Genomic DNA, 16,290 nt, shown 5'->3' with positions numbered 1-16,290 from the left:
AATAGTATGGAGCCAGGTAAATGGGAGGTATCTTATTTTTATCTTAGAGATCAAGTGAGTAACTATAAAAGAATAGGAGGCCCACTTGAAGGTGCAAGCTTCACCTTCCAAGGTGAAGACAACGTCAAGCCTACATTCAAATCCATTCAAGTAGATCAGGAAACAATTGAAGCTAATTCATATAATCGTATTACTGTAAAAGCAGCGGATGACACATTAGTAAAAAGTGTTGTTGTCAAGTATGCAAATCCGAATTCAAAAACAATTGAATCAGTAGAGTTGAGTAAAGGAGAAGACCAAGAAACGTTCAGTGGAGACGGGTGGTTTGGTGAATCCGGTGATTGGAAAGCAGCTTCTGTTGATATTACAGATATAAATGGGAATACGCTGACAGTTACAAAAGGGTTAGAAAATGGAACGTTTAAAGTTCTGCCTCCAATTGAATCGATAGGTCATCGTATTGTAACGGGAAATGAAACGTGGTATAGCGAAGTTATTAATGATGATGTATATATTGGACCGAACGCGGTATTAACCGTAAATGGAAATGTAATGATTAACGGAAATGTATATGTACTTGGAGGACTTAGAAGCTACGGTGGTCTAAGGGTGACTGGTACGGTACACGCAAAGCGCTTCTTATTTAGTTCAGGCTATTATTCATATTTAAATAATGGTGACGTAATCGTAAGTGGCAGCAATTCGCTATATGGTATGACAGCATCAAACTATCCGTTAGAAGATGTTCCATTCAAGCTAAACAACACACCACTTAATGCCAAAGACAATAAAGTGAATTTAGAAGGAAGCACCGTACCAGTTGTAGACGTTTATTTAAATAATAAACCTCTGTCTTTAAATTCCAACGGTACATTCCGATTAAATGGCTATGATGTAACAAATCAGAAAGAGTTAACGTTTAAATTTGTGGATGTATTTGGTCATACCACTACTAAAACGTATAAAGTATATGGAACTGAACCTGTTCAGACACCAAAAGTAAACGAGATTAGCGATAAAGATGTGAAAATTACTGGCGTAGCTGGTTCAGAAGTAAAGGTAACCGCTAAGCTTGGAACAAAAACGTATACAGGAACTGCAAATGCAAAAGGCCAATTTACAATTTCGATTCCAAAACAAAAAGCAGGCACAAGTATAAAAATCAAAGCAAAAGATGAGGCTGGAAATAGTAGTGTTGAGGTTTCTCTGACTGTAAAAGACAAGACGCCTCCTGCTTTACCAACGGTTCAACCAGTTACAAATGAAGATACGGTTATTTCAGGAACCTCAGAAGCTGGTAGCTTAGTTTATATCAAGTCAGGATCTACTGTCCTAGCTCGCAAGGTAGCGGATAGTAAGGGACATTATGAAGTGAAAATTCCTTTACAAAAAGCTGGTACAAAATTATCAGTTATTGCAAAAGATAATGCTGGGAATTATAGCAAATATGCATACGTAACGGTAAGTGAAGTAGATCGAACGGCACCTGAAAAGCCAGCTGTAAATCCAGTTACGGATCAAGATACAATGGTTACCGGAACATCAGAGCCCGGATCGACGGCTACTGTAAAGATAGGAAGTAAAGTATATAGTTCAGTTGTTCAAAAAGACAGTAGTTTCAAAGTGACAATTGATAAACAAAAAGCAAATACTTCAATTACAATTACTGCGACAGATGCAGCAAACAATACAAGTGAACCTACGGTTGTCAAAGTGGAAGATCGTACGCGACCAGATGCGCCTACTCTAAACGCAGTAACGAATGAAGATGTAAAAGTAACGGGTAAGGCTGAACCGAATAGCTTAGTCTATGTAAAGAAAGGTTCATCAATTATTGGACGCGGCAAAACTAACGCTAGAGGTCAATTTTCAGTTGCAATACCTAAACAAAAGGAAAAGCTGAAAATCAGCGTTGTAGTAAAAGATACAGCAGGTAACTATAGCCCCTATGCTTATACGACAGTTGTTAAGAAGGAAGCTACTCCACCAGCTGCACCAAATGTAAATGAAGTTAGTGATTTGGATACAAAAGTAAGTGGAACAGGACAGCCAAATACAATTATTACGGTAAAAGCATCAGCTAAAGAATATAAGGGTACAACCAGAGCAGACGGGCACTTTGAAGTAACGATTGATAAACAAAAAGCAGGAACCAACTTGATTATTACATCCACTAATCAAGAAGGAGCAAGCAGTGCAGAAGTAAAAAAAATAGTTGAAGATAAAACCCCTCCTGCTATATTTACTATCAATGAAATTACGAATGAAGATGCCAAGATAACAGGTAAGGCTGAAGCGGGAAGTACGGTATACGCTAAAGTTGGCTCAACAATTATTGGTAAGAGATTAGCAGATGTGAATGGGAACTTTACAGTTATTATTCCGAAGCAAAAAGTGAGCACAAAAATAAACCTAGTGGCACGAGACAGCGCTGGAAACTATAGCAAATACACATCGAAAATAGTTAGTCAAAAAAGACCGCAGGCGCCTAATGTCAACATGATTAAAGCAATAGATAAAAAAGTCACGGGAACGGCAGAAGGGAATAGCCTTGTATATGTGAAAGTTGGTTCAACCATCATTGGACGAGGGAAAACCAATACAACAGGGCACTTTACGGTTGCAGTGCCAGCGCAAACTTCTGGTACAAAAGTAAGTGTTGTGATTAAAAACAGCAAAGGTTTGTATAGTTCTTATACATCAAAGGTAGTACAATAAGATATAAAAGAAGCGAATTAATCTAGAAAAGGTTAATTCGTTTTCTTCTGTAATAGAGTTAAAAAAGGTTAAAATAACCTTATATGTAACATTATAGAAAATGTAAGAGGGGAAAGTATCTATGTCTTTATCAGAATATATCATTGAAAATGAGAAAGTCTTCAAAGGAGCTCATGACATAAAATATTTATTTATACCAGCAAGTAAACCTTCCAGTCACTTAGCCGTGACTTTTTCAGGCTTTAATGGAAAAGAGCAAGAAGGTAAGCCTGCATTTTACAACTATGTGAGATATCTTCAAGAGATTGATTGTCATAGGCTATTTATCTTAGATAACTGTATGGGTCACCCAGCATACTATTTGGGTCAACATAAAAAACTAGACTATGAGGTATCAGTAGCAGCACTAATTTTTAAGATAGCAAATGAGAATAAAATTAGAAAAGAAAACATCATTACCTGCGGATCAAGTAAAGGTGGAACGGCAGCATTTTACTTTGCCATGAGATATGACTTTGGTCACTTTATAGCAGGAGGATTTCAGTTTAAAGTTGGAGATTATTTATACGGCGTAAACAACTATACGCGTGATACAGTACTAAAATTAATTACTGGCGGCAATTCGGAAGGTCACCGTGATTATTTAAACCAATTTTATATTGATATTGTGAGTAATTATACGTATAAAACGAAGCCTCACATTCATGTTGGAAGTGGAGACTCTCACTATAACCAACATGTAAAACCGTTCGTGAAAATACTTAAGGAGCGAGAGATCCCTTATGATCTAGATGTTCAAGCATATAAAGGCCACTCAGAAATGGGACCTTATTTTGCTACTTATCTATTAGATGAACTGTCAGCTATTACAGGTGAAATCTTCATTAAAGACACTTCAATTGAAACAGAAAGCGAAAATATCATTTCCGTTTCGTGTCAAGTGCCTGAAAGCTTTATAAAGAATAAGACCGCTCACTTTGCTTATTATGTGTATAAAGATGGTCACTCTGGGCCAATCGAAAAAACAAAGTATTCTAATAGTTCAACATTAAAGTATCAAGTAACCGAACCTGGTAAATATACAGTAAAGGTATTCGTTAAAAAAGGAGAAACGAGACTTTCAAAAGGTACAAGTTGGGTTACAGTTTAAAGAAGAGAAATCTGTTTTTATACTTAGGTGTAAAAACAGATTTTCATTTTGAGTGATAATCAAAAAAAATGTAAGATAAGCAAGAATAAAGGAATGAAATTATTTATTTGTCCAACTTTTGATGATAAACTGTATTAGGCATATTTGCCTGTTGTCTTTTACTGAGAGTTGGAAACGGAGGAACATAATCATATGTCTATAGACGTTAAAGATAGAAATAAACATACAAAAAAAGTAGGGGAAAATCAAAAAGTAATAGAGAGTGCAAAAGAAGCTTTACTTATTCAAAAACTTGTTCGAGAAAAGGAAGAGCTAGAGCGAGAATTTACGGAAATACTTGAGTTTATGTTAGCAGATATGAAAAAGCAAGATGAATTATTTAGAAGTGAACATCCAGAATTATTAATAGAAGATAACGAAGAAGGATTGTATAAAGATAAGTATGAACAAGCCATTAAAGATATGAAACTACTAGAAAACGGTCAAAAAGAAAGCAGAGAGCTTGTTTTATTACTGAAAAAAAATGTTCAAGATTTAGAGAATGAAAAGAAAACTCTTCAGCATAGTGAGTTTGTTAGTAAACAAGACCTTGAGACATTAAAAAGTAAACAAAGTGATTTGTTGCAGAAGTTAGCAACCCTCGAATTAAATCATGTTGAATCTGTTCAATATAAAGAACAAATTCAGGCAAAGTATAAATCTGTTCAAAGTCAATTAGAAGCTTCTGAAGAAGAACTAAAACAAGAAGAACAGAAAAGAAAGATACTTGAAGCTGAAAATGCGAGATTAAAAGAAGAAAAAGAGCAGCTTAGTAAGCAATACGAAGAATTGAAAGTTTATTCTGAAAAAACAGAAGAAAGAATGTTGAAACTAGAAAATTCTAAGCTTGGGAGAATGACAATAGCTTATTGGTCTTTCAGAAAAAAATTATCTAGAAAATAATCATTGTGTTGACAACAATAGTGGAGGACAAAATGAATAATCGGTTTTTACCTTTGTATAATGAGTACAAGAAACAGCTTAAAACATTGAATTTTATAGTAAACCCTAACAATACAAATTCGGCTTATTCACTAAGCTTAAAGAATACTAAATGGTACACCAATAATATTGGGACTGCTCTCTTGACTAAAGAAAACTTTTTATATATCGAACATTCACAAAGTAAACGAGACGCATTTTATGTATCCTATCTAGAACAAAACGGTAGCTTTAGTACCCCTCCCTCTTATACTACAGGTTTAAAAAAGAAACAAAAATACCTTGTAAACTTCCATGGTAGAACAGATAAAGATGTTACGGTAGATTTATTTTTTATTGCATATGAAAAAGGTAAAAAAACATCTACTCAATTCCTTTCACTGAACAGTACTGAAGTTATCGAGTTAGACGGTGATGCAGACGATTATCGAATTGCTATTCGCGTGGTCGGGAAAGGTAGCACCGTTATCCAACAAATTCAGCTAATTCAAATAGATCAAGTCAAAGGCTTGATTCAACCACCTTCAGAGAAAAAAGAAGCTGAATTTAACGTAGAAGATTATATGTGGAAAGATCTTTTACAAATGAAGAATTTCACACCCAAAGATTGGTACGTGCCAAAAGTAAATCATCTAAAGAATCTTAGCATAAAAAATGGTCGAGTTAGAGTTGATTTTGATTTAGAAGAAGAGCAGCATCAATATATTTCATGTTATGAACAAAATATTAGTTTTGGACAAAAACCAACTGTTTTTCCAATAAAAATTGATTCAAATAATCGATATAAAGTTACTTTTAAAGGTGAAAAGAAAGACACGGCCATTGCGCAACTTTTTGTTATTTTTTATTCAAATACAGGAAGTAAAGAGCAAGTAGAGATTGTTAATTTAAACGAAGAGCGACTGATTAAAGTTCTTCCAAAAGCTAAGTTTTGTCGAATGGCAGTACGCTTCTCAGGAACTGGGTTTGTTGAAATACATGATGTAACTTGTCAAAGTAAAAAGGAAACTGGATTTTTACCAATAAAACATTTACGTTCACTTGGCTATGATGTCCCGAATACGCTTAAAGATGTAAAGCTAGGTGTTATTTGTGATGAGTTTACGATGCAATGCTTAGAGCCTGAATGTGATGTAATTACGTTTAGTCCAGATAACTGGAAAGCTACATTCGCAACAAACAAACCACATGCTTTATTTGTTGAATCAGCTTGGCACGGAAACAACGGAAAGTGGACAAGGAAAGTGTCTAGCAATAATAAAACCAATATTCTAGATCTGCTTGAAGTTGTTAATTGGTGTAAAGAAAATCATATTCCAACAATCTTTTGGAATAAAGAAGATCCGGTACATTTCAATTCATTTATTCAAACGGCTAAACACTTTGATTATATCTTTACTACAGATGAAAATTCAGTGGAAAACTATAAACAAAATCTGCATCATGATCAAGTTTTTGCACTGCCATTTGCAGCACAGCCAGCTATTCATAATCCTATTGAGCTATACGAGAGAGAGAATGGAATTAGCTTTGCTGGATCGTACTATGCAAATAAATATATTGAACGTCAATATGACATGAATATGTTACTAGAATCAGCGGCTAAGTACGGACTGACTATTTATGATCGCAACTATGGCAATGAGTTAACGGAATTTTATTTTCCTGAACACCTAAGACAATACACAAAGCAAAGCTTAAAAGCATCTGAAATTCATAAAGCCTACAAAGGGTATAAAGTAGCTCTTAACGTAAATAGCGTAGTTGATTCACCTACAATGTTCTCTAGAAGGGTTTTTGAATGTTTAGCATCGAATACTCCTGTTGTGAGTACATATTCAAAAGGAATTGAAAATTTATTTGATGATCTTGTATTTATGAGCAGCGAAAAAGAAGATTTTGAGCTTGAATTTCAAAGACTGCTAACGGATGAGAAATATTACAGAGAAAGAGCTCATCAAGGTTTACGAGAAGTTTTACAATATCACACTTACGAGAGTCGATTAAACTATGTCTTAGGAAAAGCGGGGTTTGAATTAGAGGATTCTCATCCAGCTATTGGAGTTTGGAGTCAGGTTGAAAGCTTAGCCGAACTACAATATGTCATTAACATGTTTAGTAATCAGGCCTATAAATCAAAAGAACTGAAAGTGATTTTGAAAAAGCCTTTTAGTTATAAACAAGTTGCAAAGGATTTAAAGGCTAACAATATTGAAGTCCTTAAAGCCTATGAAAAGCCAGAATTTAAGGATATTAAATATGTAGCTTATTTTAAGCCTAGCAATTTTTATGGTAAAAACTACTTGTTAGATTTGTATTATGCTACGAAATATTCTAATAGTGACGTTATTGGCAAACGCACACATTACCAAACTGCACAACTTGCCGTGGTAAATGATAGAAGTGAGCATTCCTATACAGATTGTTTAGATTTAGATGCTGCTATCATTAGCCTAAAAGCATGGATGCATATTGGTAAAGAAGAGATTTCAACTGAAAGTAATTTAAAGTTCTTGTTTAAAAAAGGGTATCGGTTATTTGCAGCAGATCGCTTTAATTTTGTAAAAGACTTATCTTATTTAGATTATGAAAATGTCCATTCTAACATAGATACATCAGTAAATATTTAATGATGGAGCGTAGGAAATGAGAAAAACATTATTACAACCAGCAGAAGTTTATGTATATAAAGACGATTGGATCCATTCTCGCAAAGATGGCTTTGAATTTGAGATTGCAAGAAAAGAGTCATTTCTTTCTCTCAAAGTTCAAAAAAAAGACAGTGAGTATAACTATACATTTCTAACTTCTGATAGAAACGCAATACCAATAAAATATGATTCGAAATTTGTCTACACAGCCACAATTAAAGGGAACGTGTCAGACAGCTTAGATGTTCAGTTAATTGTTAAGGGAACAGGTGAAGGGAAGCAGATTACTAGCCAGTATACTGGAATGGATGTTGAAAAAATTCTTTCTTTTCCTGCTAATATAAATAACCTCGAGCTAATGCTTAGAGTGTCTGGTACGGGAGAAGCCAACATAGAAGAAGTGAGCATCTCATGTTACGATGCACCTTTAAAAGACATAGAGCAATCTATTTATGATTTGAATGAAGAAGCGGACTACTTGGTGTTAACAAACGTATATCCTGAGAAAAATAACCTATACCGTAATATGTTTGTTCATAGACGTGCTGAGCTCTATCAAGAGAACGGTGCCTCTGTTGATATATTCCGTTTGAATGCTAAGGAAACGTCTTTAGCATATTACAAATTTAATAATACCTTTGTTTTATCGGGTGGCAAAGAAGAACTAACGAACGTGCTGAATGCAAAGAAATATAAAAAGATTTTAATTCATTTTGTTGATCATCATATGATTGAATCAATTGAAGCTAGTCAAGCTGCAAAGACGCCAATTCTTATTTGGATTCATGGAGTTGAAACGGAAAAATGGTATCGCAGGTGGTTTAATTTTAGTGGAGATGCTGCAGCGCTAGAAAAAACGTTAGCCTCAATTAAAGAAAATAAAAAGCGCACAGACTTTATGAAGTCGGTCTATGAAAGCAAAACGTTAAATATTAAGTTTATCTTTGTATCGAAGTGGTTTAAAGAAGCAGTGGCGGAAGCAGATACGAATGCTTTTGTTGAAGACTATTCAATCATTCATAACGTTGTCGATGACAAAATGTTTGACTACGTTCCAAAAGATGCAAATCAGCGTAAAAAAATACTAAGCATTCGTCCGTTTGCGTCTCATAAGTATGCCAATGATCTATCAGTAAAAGCGATTTTAGCTCTGTCCCAAAAGGATTATTTTGAAGAATTCGAGTTTAATATTTATGGTCATGGCGTGTTGTTTGACAAAACATTAGAGCCGATTAAACATTTTTCGAATGTTCATATTCATAATTACTTCTTACCACAAACAGAGATTGCTAAATTGCACAAAGAGCACGGAATTTTCTTGTGCCCAACGCGCCTGGACTCACAGGGAGTATCAATGTGTGAAGCGATGAGCAGCGGGTTAATTCCAATTACAAACGGCGTAACGGCAATACCTGAGTTTGTCGATGATGAGTGCGGCTGCTTAGCTGGAAGAGAAGATTCTCAAGGTCTAGCAGATGCCATTGATTTCCTATATCATCACCCTGAAGAATTTCAAAAGAAATCTCATGAAGCCGCAAAGCGCATGAGGAAACAATGCAGTATCGAAAAAGTCATTAATGAAGAGCTAGCTGAAATTTATCATTAAAACAGAGTAAACTGTACAAGATTGACAGTACAGAAGAGCTATATTATATTTTAGTAGCTTTTGTAAAGTAGTCTAATGGAAATAGGAGTGTTACGTTACGTGAATAAAAAGATTGATATACTGGGGAGCTGTGTGTCCAGAGATCCCTTTGCAATGTTTGAACATCAATATGAAATTAATAATTACTTCGCAAGAACAAACGTTATTTCATTAGCTTCTAAGCCGATGAAGATTTCAATCTATAAAATTTTACTGGATTCGAATTTTCAAAAACGAAGCGTTTATAATGATTTAAATAAGCAATTTTTTAAGTATTTAGAAGAAGTTCAGTCCAACGTTCTCATTATTGATTTATTGTCTGAGCGCTTACGCTTAATGAAGCGTGGAGAAACATATTTTACGCTATCTGATGAATTTAATAAATCGAATTTAATGCAAGAATTAAAAGGCAAAGCAATTGTACAGAAAACAGACGAAATGTGGGAAGCAGCTGCCAAGCAATTAGTAGCAAAGCTTAATGAAAGCAAGTATGATCAAGTCATTATTCACAAAGCCTTCTGGCAGGAACGTTACATAGATGCAAACGGTGATATCCAAAGCTTTGAAAATATAGATGAGATTCATGAAAATAACAAAAATCTCGATTTTATGTACAAGTATCTAGGTGAAAATGTAAGCAAAGCATCCTATTTGGAAATTACAGATGAAGAAATATTTGCGGATGAAAATCATAAATGGGGACTGTCTCCTCGTCACTATGAAACATCTTATTATGAAAAGTTTTTAAGTGAGCTAAAACACCTTTTAGCATAATAAAAATAGCCAATGAAAAAGCGTAGCGAGGATGTCCTCACTACGCTTTTTTCTGTTGCTTGAATCGATAAAGTAAATATAAAAATAGTGCCCCGCCGAATGAATCCACTAACACATCGACCATGCGTCCATCTCGTCCAACGATAAACGCTTGGTGCACCTCATCCGTAAAGGCAAATAAAGCAAGCAAAATCCAAGCTTTTATGTACCGAGTCTTAGATTCTCGTAAATTCCAATAGAACAATAGGGCGAGTATTCCAAAGAACGTGATGTGCGCAATTTTTCGTAAAATGAATTCTGTATTAAAGCCGTAGGAATAAGCAGTGAAAAATTCACTGCTAGGGTTTAGAACAGATCCAATCGTAGCATTGTGATCCCATACAGAAGGGTTATTCCACGTACCAGGATCGGTTACTTGCAAATGAGGCGTGTGTGAAAAATAAGCAATCGCAAGCATAAATAAAAGGGCAATCAGTTTCTTTACCATATGTAATCCTTCTTCTAACTAGTTTTAATTTATATCCTAGGAGAAAATGGGAGATAAAGCAAGTGTAAAGGATATTCGATATAAATTTACAAAAAAATCAAAAAAGGGTATGGTATTTTTATGCTATTGAAATGTATAATAAACATATTAATTAGGTATTTAGGTTTAATTAAGAGAAAAACTTCTAGATAAACATCTTACATAGGCATCATTTCATCTTGTCTTCCATCTGTATTAAGAGTAAATTCTAATATATTCCTCATTTTGAAGACTTTAAAACTATCAAATGGATTATCCTGCAACAGAACAGCACAAAAAAAGGACTTTTCGAGGAATGAAAGTCCTATATTAAGCATTTAGTATAAAAGTCGACAATAACCGACAAAAACCTTCGTTTAAAACTATAAATTGTTATGTTAACATTACTTTTTGAACAAGACTAATGAATTATTAAACTGATAATTTAAGTAAGAAAAAAGGTGATATCTCCTAACCTTTATCAATGGAGATACTCGGCTGTGCTGTGGGTGTCATATAAGAAAGGCACCTTAGACGCGTTCGTTGTCATTAGCATGGTGTGAGGTAGGGTTAGATGCCCTGTTTTTTATAAATGTTTACGCAAGGGTTGAGATGAATACAACCTTTTCTTAAGCATTTATATCTATATTTATTGGTTACTAAAACATGAAAAGAGGAGTTATGCTATGAAAAAAGTACGCAAGGCCATTATTCCGGCAGCGGGTCTTGGGACACGCTTCTTACCAGCAACAAAAGCAATGCCAAAAGAAATGCTTCCTATTGTGGACAAGCCTACCATCCAGTACATAATTGAAGAAGCAATCCAGTCTGGTATTGAAGACATTATTATCGTAACGGGAAAAGGTAAGCGTGCCATTGAAGATCATTTCGACTATGCGCCAGAGCTGGAAAATAACTTAGTAGAAAAAGAGAAATTTGAGTTATTAGAAAAAGTTCGTCAATCATCAAACGTTGATATCCATTATATTCGTCAAAAAGAGCCAAAAGGTTTAGGTCATGCTGTGTGGTGCGCTCGCAACTTTATCGGTAATGAGCCGTTCGCAGTCCTACTAGGAGATGATATTGTCCAAGCTGAGACGCCATCACTACGCCAATTAATGAACGAATATGAAAATACATTGTCATCGGTTATTGGTGTTCAAACAGTAGGTGACGATCAAACGCATCGTTACGGAATCGTTGATCCAATTTCAAACGAAGGGCGTCGCTACCAAGTTAATACATTTGTAGAAAAGCCAGCTCCAGGCACAGCACCATCAAATCTAGCTATTATGGGACGCTATGTATTTACCCCTGAAATCTTTATGTTCTTAGAGCAGCAGGAAATTGGTGCAGGCGGAGAAATTCAGTTAACAGACGCAATTCAGAAGCTAAATGAAATTCAGCGTGTGTTTGCGTATGATTTTGAAGGTAAACGTTTTGACGTTGGAGAGAAGTTAGGGTTTATTGAAACGACGCTTGAGTTTGCTTTGCAACATGAAGATTTAAAATATCCTTTAATGGATTTTTTAAAGGGTTTATTAGAAAAGGAAAGTGTAAAATAGTATGAATAGTACAGCTACTAAACCTAAACTATCTTCAAATGAAAAAACACATGGATCACAACGTGGACGAACAGCCTTTTATTTATTTTCAAAGAGAATAGTTGATATTTTAGGAGCGGTTATTGCTTTAGTAATAACCCTTCCCGTTTTTTTATTGATTAGTCTTTTATATTTGTTTGGTAATAACAAAGGTCCGGTATTTTTCTCCCAAAAAAGGATAGGAAAATATGGAAAAGAATTCAAAATGTATAAATTTCGCTCAATGATTGTTAATGCAGAAGAAGTATTGAAAAAAGATAAATCATTGTATAAGAAATATATTCAAAATAGTTATAAGCTAGAAGCTCATGAAGATCCACGTATCACTAAGGTAGGGAAATTTTTGCGGGTAACTAGCTTAGATGAGTTGCCACAATTGATAAATGTATTAAAGGGAGACATGAGTTTAGTAGGGCCACGTCCAGTAATTAAAGAAGAATTGAAGGAGTATGAGTATAGATTAAAAGATTTTCTTAATGTGAAACCCGGAGTTACTGGCTACTGGCAAATTTGTGGCAGGAGTGAAGTAGGGTATCCAGAACGGGCAGACATAGAATTTTACTATATTGATAAAAGAGGAGTGAAATTAGATTGTGAAATAATTTTCAAAACAATTATATTAGTATTATCTAGAAAAGGTGCTTACTAATTGTTTAGAGCACTTTTTCTAATTTAAGATGAAGATACAATTATTGGAGGAAAGATGAAAAAAATAATTTTTATCAGTCATACATTTATAGGAGGGCCTTTTGTTGTCGGTTCTCATCATTTAGCACGCACTTTTTCAGAAAATGGACATCAAGTAATTCATATCAGTACACCATTTACACCGCTACATTATTTTAAAAAAAATGAAGTGAATAGGATGAAAAAAGAACGGGTAGGGAAAGTTTTACAACTCAATGATAATTTGATAGATTATATTCCTTTCACCTTCTCACCACCTTGGAGTATACTGAAATATTTATATGGTATCACTAACAAAAATTTATTTATGTCTTTGGCAAAGAATAATATTCAAAAAGTTGTTGCTAAATTCTTTGGAAGCTTAGATGTAGATTACTTAATAATAGATCAACCTACTATGGTAGGAATAGAAGAGATGTTTAATGTAGAAAAGATAATCTACCGTCCAACAGATTTATACGCAGATATGTTAAATGATTCAAGTATAATTAATGCTGAAAAAAAAATTATTAATAAAGCTAATGGTCTTATAGCGACATCGAAGCCTGTGCTAGATCACATTAGGTCATTTGATGATAGCCTCCCTTATATGTTAGTAGAAAATGGTGTAGACTTTAAACATTTTGCAGAACCACAATTGAAACCTGAATTTTATGAAACACTTGAGGGTATAAAAGCAGTATATGCGGGAGCTATTGATGATAGACTAGATTTGGAATCGATAGTAAAACTAGCTAAAGAAAATTTTAATATTAATGTAATAGTAATTGGGCCAATTGAAGACTATGAGATTTTACAAAGATACTCTAATTTGAAAAATCTTCATTTTCTTGGGCCCATAAAGTATAAAGAATTACCTGCATATTTACAACATAGTGACATAGCACTGTTACCACTATCAAATCATAAGGCTAATAATGGTAGAAGTCCGATGAAGCTATATGAATACTTAGCAACTGGATTACCAGTTGTCACAAAAAAAACAGAAGAGCTATTGCATAGAAATGAAGAATACGTTTTCTTTTATGAAGATATAAGCATTGAGGTTAGAAAACTTATTTCAATGCAATTATTAAAAGAACAAGTAAAAGCGGGTGTTGAAAAATATAGTTGGAATTCCAAAGCTGATAATATTATTAATTTCATTAGTGATCTTTAAAGATTACTATCATTAAAAGTCAGGTGGAAAGATATAGTGAATATTAATTTACATAAGCTTGTAAATAGATTATTAATTTTATGGATTATATTATATGTCTTTGAAGGTGTACTCAGATATGCTTTAGGTATATTTAATCTATCTTTTTTGATATACGGTAAAAACTTTATAATATATTTTATAATCCTAATATATTTAATGAGTGTATTGAAGTCGTACAGAGTTAATTTAGTGTTTTTTATCTTAGTAGCCACTATTTTATATGGTGTATTTGTAGGTTTTGTGAATGGATTGATGGTTAATCAAATACTTTTTGCTACAAGTACATACACTAATTTACTTGCAGGATTCATAATAGCTTATTTTTTTGTGGACAATATAAATATTTTCTTAAGGTTATTTCGCATAATTGTTCCAATTACTTTAATAGGTTTAACATTAGACTATTTTTTTACATTGCCTTGGCAAGGGTATACTTATGATATAGCCGGAATAAATGTAGAAGGCAATAGAGAATGGTATGCTGGTGGAGCAACTAATGGTATTGCTAGACTGTCAGGATTTCAAAGAAGCTCTTCCGAGTCTGCAATTATATTAATCTCACTAATGACATTTCACATATTAAACTTACTACATCGAAATATAAAACAAAAAGATTTATTATTATATGTATTTGATATATGTTTATTTTTTGCGGCTATAGTAGGGGTAATATATACAGTTTCAAAATCAGCATATATATTTATCTTTGCAATGATAATAGCAACTATGTTTCTAGAAGTTTATAAAAAAGTAAATCAAAGAGATAAGTTATTCGTTGCAATACTTACAAAATCATTTGTAATACTACTGTTTTTATATGGTATTATCCCCATTTTATTATCACTTTCTGGGAAGGTATCTATACAAAGTTTGTCAGGTGTTGCTAATTTAGTATTTGGTTCTTTTTTAGAAAGAGTCCTAGTTGTTTGGCCTCAAGCTTTTCAATTATTAGGTACCAATGTGAATAACATATTGGGGCGTGGTATAGGTGGAATAGGTGTTGCGCAAAAATATTTCGAACCAGATCTTTATAATGCTGCAGATAGTTTATATGTTTATATCATTGTTACTTTTGGAATAATAGGATATTCTGTAATTATTTATATACTATTGAAAATTTTGTTTATGAACTTAGAAAAAAAATATAATAGCTATTTAATTCTCGTATCAATAGTCATTTTTTCATATGGTGCTACAGTTAATATAATAGAAACTGTAGGTTTATCTGTTGTTACTGGAATGTTATTGGGTTTTTATTACAAAAATAAATTTGAGGACAAGAAAAATTATGAAAAATTTATTAGTGGACGCTAGAATGATAAAAAGCTCTGGTATAGGAACTTATTTAGAAAATATTCTCTTGCGTATAATACCTATGAAAAAGAATTTTAATGTCACTCTATTAGGAGATAAAAAGATATTATCAGAAATGTTTCCTGATACTAATATAATTCATTGTACATGCTCCATTTATAGTGTTAGAGAACAGATAGAGCTAAATAGAAAAATTACAAAAGAATACGATTTGTTGTGGTCACCTCATTATAATATTCCTTTTCTAACTTCTACTAAAACATTAGTGACAGTACACGATTTTTTTCATCTTGATATGCCACAGTTCGTAAGTGGTATTAATAAAAAGTTGTATTCAAAATTTATGTTTAAAATATTAGCTAGAAAAGCAAGTAAAGTTATTACAGTATCAGAGTTTAGTAAATCAAGAGCCCTTATCCATTTAGGTAGAAATGCTGATTGTAAAGTAAATGTTGTATATAATGGTGTAGGCGAAGATTGGTTTGAATTTAGAGGTGAAAAGAAGTTCAATAAACCTTACATATTATATGTAGGGAATGTTAAACCTCATAAAAATCTACGAAGCTTGATTAAAGCTTATGAGATTTTACAAGAGGATATAAAGGAAGATTTAGTTATAGTTGGAAAAAAAGAAGGTTTTATTACTGGTGATGATAGTATATCGGACATTAGCGAGGAATTAGCAAACAAAATAACTTTTACAGGGTATGTTGGCGACGAAGAGTTAAAAGCGTGGGTAAAAGGTGCCAAGGCATTAATTTTCCCATCATTATATGAAGGCTTTGGTTTGCCTCCATTAGAAGCTATGGCGTGTGGTACACCAGTGCTTACCTCTCATGCAGCTTCATTACCTGAAGTTTGCGAGCAAGCTGCTATATATTTTGATCCTTATGATGTAGAGGATATGGCAAAAAAAATAAAAGAAACTTTACAAGATGAAGAAACATTACAAGTGTTGTCAAAAAAAGGATTAGCACAAGCTACGAAATTCACTTGGGAAAAAAGTGTTGCTCAACACCTGAAGGTTATTGAAAGTTTATTATAATTAAAGAGCTAATCT

General features: G+C 33.5%; 12 protein-coding genes. 11 read left to right on the top strand and 1 reads right to left on the bottom strand.

Annotation, left to right across the window (positions count from 1 at the left end; translation table 11 throughout):
- From BFL01S_RS14455 to BFL01S_RS14430, 6 genes are all read left to right on the top strand, one after another.
- Nucleotides 1-2,718, top strand: a 2,718-nt coding sequence (locus BFL01S_RS14455; protein ID WP_235859241.1) for an Ig-like domain-containing protein, incomplete at its 5' end; no start/stop codon positions are given.
- Between the two features lie 121 nt (nucleotides 2,719-2,839).
- Nucleotides 2,840-3,868, top strand: a complete 1,029-nt coding sequence (locus tag BFL01S_RS14450; protein ID WP_061786114.1) for a hypothetical protein — start codon at nucleotides 2,840-2,842, stop codon at nucleotides 3,866-3,868.
- Between the two features lie 192 nt (nucleotides 3,869-4,060).
- Nucleotides 4,061-4,810, top strand: coding sequence for a hypothetical protein (locus BFL01S_RS14445; RefSeq protein ID WP_061786113.1), 750 nt, complete (start codon nucleotides 4,061-4,063; stop codon nucleotides 4,808-4,810).
- 32 nt (nucleotides 4,811-4,842) lie between these two features.
- Entirely contained in the window at nucleotides 4,843-7,479 is a 2,637-nt protein-coding gene (locus BFL01S_RS14440) for a CgeB family protein (protein ID WP_061786112.1), read from the top strand.
- Between the two features lie 16 nt (nucleotides 7,480-7,495).
- Nucleotides 7,496-9,106, top strand: coding sequence for a glycosyltransferase family 4 protein (locus tag BFL01S_RS14435; protein WP_061786111.1), 1,611 nt, complete (start codon nucleotides 7,496-7,498; stop codon nucleotides 9,104-9,106).
- A gap of 99 nt (nucleotides 9,107-9,205) precedes the next feature.
- Nucleotides 9,206-9,919 carry a DUF6270 domain-containing protein gene (locus BFL01S_RS14430; RefSeq protein WP_061786110.1) on the top strand — a complete coding sequence of 238 codons (714 nt, stop codon included), beginning with the start codon at nucleotides 9,206-9,208 and terminating at the stop codon, nucleotides 9,917-9,919.
- A gap of 40 nt (nucleotides 9,920-9,959) precedes the next feature.
- Here BFL01S_RS14430 and BFL01S_RS14425 read toward each other — a convergent pair whose 3' ends face one another.
- On the bottom strand, nucleotides 9,960-10,406 hold the full coding sequence (locus BFL01S_RS14425) for a VanZ family protein (RefSeq protein ID WP_061786109.1): 447 nt from the start codon (nucleotides 10,404-10,406) through the stop codon (nucleotides 9,960-9,962).
- A 704-nt stretch (nucleotides 10,407-11,110) separates the two neighbouring features.
- Between BFL01S_RS14425 and galU the strand changes: the two genes are divergently transcribed.
- The 5 genes from galU to BFL01S_RS14400 are packed head-to-tail and all read left to right on the top strand — an operon-like array spanning nucleotide 11,111 to nucleotide 16,275.
- Entirely contained in the window at nucleotides 11,111-11,989 is an 879-nt protein-coding gene (gene galU, locus BFL01S_RS14420; protein ID WP_061786108.1) for a UTP--glucose-1-phosphate uridylyltransferase GalU, read from the top strand.
- 1 nt (nucleotide 11,990) lies between these two features.
- Nucleotides 11,991-12,677 carry a sugar transferase gene (locus BFL01S_RS14415; RefSeq protein WP_061786107.1) on the top strand — a complete coding sequence of 229 codons (687 nt, stop codon included), beginning with the start codon at nucleotides 11,991-11,993 and terminating at the stop codon, nucleotides 12,675-12,677.
- A 54-nt stretch (nucleotides 12,678-12,731) separates the two neighbouring features.
- The gene (locus BFL01S_RS14410; protein WP_061786106.1) at nucleotides 12,732-13,874 is read left to right on the top strand and encodes a glycosyltransferase; all 1,143 of its coding nucleotides are present in this window, start codon (nucleotides 12,732-12,734) and stop codon (nucleotides 13,872-13,874) included.
- A 36-nt stretch (nucleotides 13,875-13,910) separates the two neighbouring features.
- Nucleotides 13,911-15,230, top strand: a complete 1,320-nt coding sequence (locus BFL01S_RS14405; RefSeq protein ID WP_061786105.1) for a hypothetical protein — start codon at nucleotides 13,911-13,913, stop codon at nucleotides 15,228-15,230.
- Nucleotides 15,205-16,275, top strand: a complete 1,071-nt coding sequence (locus BFL01S_RS14400; RefSeq protein WP_061786104.1) for a glycosyltransferase family 4 protein — start codon at nucleotides 15,205-15,207, stop codon at nucleotides 16,273-16,275. Before BFL01S_RS14405 ends, BFL01S_RS14400 begins: the two co-directional genes overlap by 26 nt.
- Nucleotides 16,276-16,290 lie beyond the last annotated feature (15 nt).

This window comes from Priestia flexa NBRC 15715 (genome assembly GCF_001591565.1).
GTDB classification, from domain to species: domain Bacteria; phylum Bacillota; class Bacilli; order Bacillales; family Bacillaceae_H; genus Priestia; species Priestia flexa.
Note: the sequence above shows the minus strand (reverse complement) of the source record. Positions and strands in the feature narration are given on the sequence as shown.

Bases quoted from the DNA above. Each gene is read 5' to 3' on its own strand.
- BFL01S_RS14450 (WP_061786114.1), top strand. From the start codon at position 2,840: ATGTCTTTATCAGAATATATCATTGAAAATGAGAAAGTCTTCAAAGGA.
- BFL01S_RS14445 (WP_061786113.1), top strand. From the start codon at position 4,061: ATGTCTATAGACGTTAAAGATAGAAATAAACATACAAAAAAAGTAGGG.
- BFL01S_RS14440 (WP_061786112.1), top strand. From the start codon at position 4,843: ATGAATAATCGGTTTTTACCTTTGTATAATGAGTACAAGAAACAGCTT.
- BFL01S_RS14435 (WP_061786111.1), top strand. From the start codon at position 7,496: ATGAGAAAAACATTATTACAACCAGCAGAAGTTTATGTATATAAAGAC.
- BFL01S_RS14425 (WP_061786109.1), bottom strand. From the start codon at position 10,406: ATGGTAAAGAAACTGATTGCCCTTTTATTTATGCTTGCGATTGCTTAT.
- galU (WP_061786108.1), top strand. From the start codon at position 11,111: ATGAAAAAAGTACGCAAGGCCATTATTCCGGCAGCGGGTCTTGGGACA.
- BFL01S_RS14415 (WP_061786107.1), top strand. From the start codon at position 11,991: ATGAATAGTACAGCTACTAAACCTAAACTATCTTCAAATGAAAAAACA.
- BFL01S_RS14410 (WP_061786106.1), top strand. From the start codon at position 12,732: ATGAAAAAAATAATTTTTATCAGTCATACATTTATAGGAGGGCCTTTT.
- BFL01S_RS14400 (WP_061786104.1), top strand. From the start codon at position 15,205: ATGAAAAATTTATTAGTGGACGCTAGAATGATAAAAAGCTCTGGTATA.